This is a genomic window from Streptomyces sp. NBC_01485, assembly GCF_036227125.1.
Lineage (GTDB): Bacteria > Actinomycetota > Actinomycetes > Streptomycetales > Streptomycetaceae > Streptomyces.
Map to the genome: position 1 here is coordinate 7,580,584 of NZ_CP109435.1, position 2,421 is coordinate 7,583,004.

Annotated in this window: 1 protein-coding gene; it reads left to right on the forward strand. The window is 72.1% G+C overall.

The features are described 5' to 3' along the window. The first annotated feature begins 11 nt into the window (after positions 1–11). A complete protein-coding gene (locus OG352_RS33580; RefSeq protein ID WP_329222127.1) occupies positions 12–2,195 on the forward strand; it encodes an ABC transporter ATP-binding protein in 2,184 nt (727 codons plus the stop codon). Positions 2,196–2,421 lie beyond the last annotated feature (226 nt).

The window sequence follows — 2,421 nt, forward strand, 5'->3', positions numbered from 1 at the left end:
AATCTCCCGGCGTGAGAACGGCAAGGGTCAGCGAGGTCACGGGAAGCGTTCTCGTCCTCCACGATCCGTGTCTGGAAACCGTCGAGGTCGAAAGAATCATCCGTGATTCCCTGGCGGCCGTTTTCCGGGCCGGGGAACGGCGGTCCGCCTCGCCGCCGAGCCGACGCGACCCTGGCACCGCCCCGGCCCCTGCCTCCACTCGCACCCCAGCCCCCGCCCTGGTGCTCGCCGGCGGTGCGACGGTGGCCGCGCTCGCCCTCGGCCCAGGCAAGCTCCTGCGCAAACCGCTCGCGGTGCTCGGAGCCGTCGTCACCGCCACCGTCGTCGTCGTACGCCGCGCCGTGCGCGCGGCGGCCGACGGCACGCACGCCACCGCCCCCGGTCCTGCCCCCGGCTCCACCGCCGACGAGGCGTCACCACCCCGGCCGACGTCCTCCCTGCGCGCCCTGCTCGACATCGTCGGCCCGCACAGACCCCGGCTCTGTCTCGCCTCCGGGCTCTCCGCCGCATGCCAGTTGACCGAGGTGGCGCTCGGCCTCTTCCTCGGCTGGATCGCGCTCGTCCTCATCAAGGGCGAGGCCGCACCCCTTCTCGCCCTCGGACTGACCAGCGCCTCGGCCCAGTTGTGGTTCCTCGCGGGCGCCGCCGCCGTGGCCTGCGCCGCCGTCGCCGGCCTCTCCTACGCGGCGAGCGTGGAGTGGCGGGCGCTCGGCCAGGCCGTCGAGCACGACTGGCGCAACGCCACCTACGCCCAGGTGCAGAAACTCGAACTGCGCCATCTGGAGGGCGAGCGCACCACCCGTATCGCCGGCGTCCTCACCGACGAGGTCTCCCAACTCGGCTCCTTCTTCGCGTCGGCGGCCAGCGACGTCGTCCAACTCGCCGCCAGTTTCCTGGTGTTGGTGCCGGCCTTCCTCCTGCTGGCCCCCGAGATCGCCTGGATCGCCTTCCTGCCGATGCCGATCGTGGCCTGGCTGTCCTTCCACTACCACGACCGGGTCGCCGCCGACTACGCCGTCTCCAGCGAGCACAAGGCCCAACTGCACAGCCAGTTGGTCAACAGCCTGGAAGCCGGCGCCACCGTCAAGAGCTTCTGCACCGAGGAGTACGAGGCCCGACGCGTCGGCGACCTCAGCGAAGTCTGCCGCGACAGCACCCACCGCACCGACCGCTCCACCGTCCGCCACGCCGAGACGATCCGCGCCGTCACCACCGCCTCCATGACCGGCACCCTCCTGCTCGGCGGCCGCTCCGTCCTCAACGGAACCCTGCCGTTCGAGGTGTTCAGCCCCCTCATCGGCCTGCCCCAGCAGGTCCTGCTGCGGCTCACCCGGCTCGGCTCCATCGTCGACCAGTACCAGCGCACCCTCGCCGCCCACGAACGCGTCCTGCACCTGCACGCCCTGCCCACCGAACCCGTCGGCCCCGAACACCGCGTGGACGCCGAGGACGTCAAGGGCGCGGTCACCCTGGACCGGGTCACCTTCGCCTACCCGGGCCGCCCGCCCGTCCTCAAGGATCTCTCCCTGCGCATCGCGCCGGGCCGGGTCACCGGCATCGTCGGCCCCACGGGCTCCGGGAAGACCACCATCGCCAAACTGCTCATGCGGTTCCAGGACACCGACTCCGGCCGGGTCCTGCTCGACGGCCGGGACGTGCGCGACCTGTCCCGCCAAGGACTGCGCGGCGCCGTCGGATTCGTCGCCCAGGACCCCTTCCTCTTCGACGGCACCATCGCCGACAACATCCGTTACGGCAGCTTCGACGCCACCGACGAACTCCTCGTCGACGCCGCCCGCATGGCCGAGGCCCACCCCTTCATCGAGGCCCTGCCGAGCGGCTACGACACGATGATCGGGGAGCGCGGCGCGGCCTTGTCGGGCGGCCAGCGACAACGACTCGCCCTCGCCCGCGCCATCCTCAAGGACCCGCCCGTCGTCGTCCTCGACGAGGCCACCTCCGCCGTCGACAACGAGACCGAGGCCGCCATCCAGCGCACCCTGCGCACCTTCGCCGAGAACCGCACCCTGATCATCATCGCCCACCGCCTCTCGACGATCCGCAACGCCGACCGGATCCACGTCCTCGACAAGGGCGGCCTCGTCGCCGAACAGGGCACCCACACCGAACTCCTCGCCCGCGACGGCCTCTACGCCTCGCTGTGGCACCTGCAGGCGGGCGAACAGGCGGCGTGAGCCGCCCGGTACTTCCTGTACCCCCGGAACCGGGGGTCGCCCGGCCCGGGTGACCGGTTCCGCCCGACTGCTCATCCGACCGTTCGTCACGTCTCCTCTCCGCAGCCTGCGCGTCTGCGCACCTGTGCCCGCGCCCGCGTCCCCGGGCGGCCAGGTGGCCGTCTCCTCGTCTCGCGCCCCGCTCCCGGCGGCCCCAGCTCCACACAGCACCTCTGGAGGTACCCCC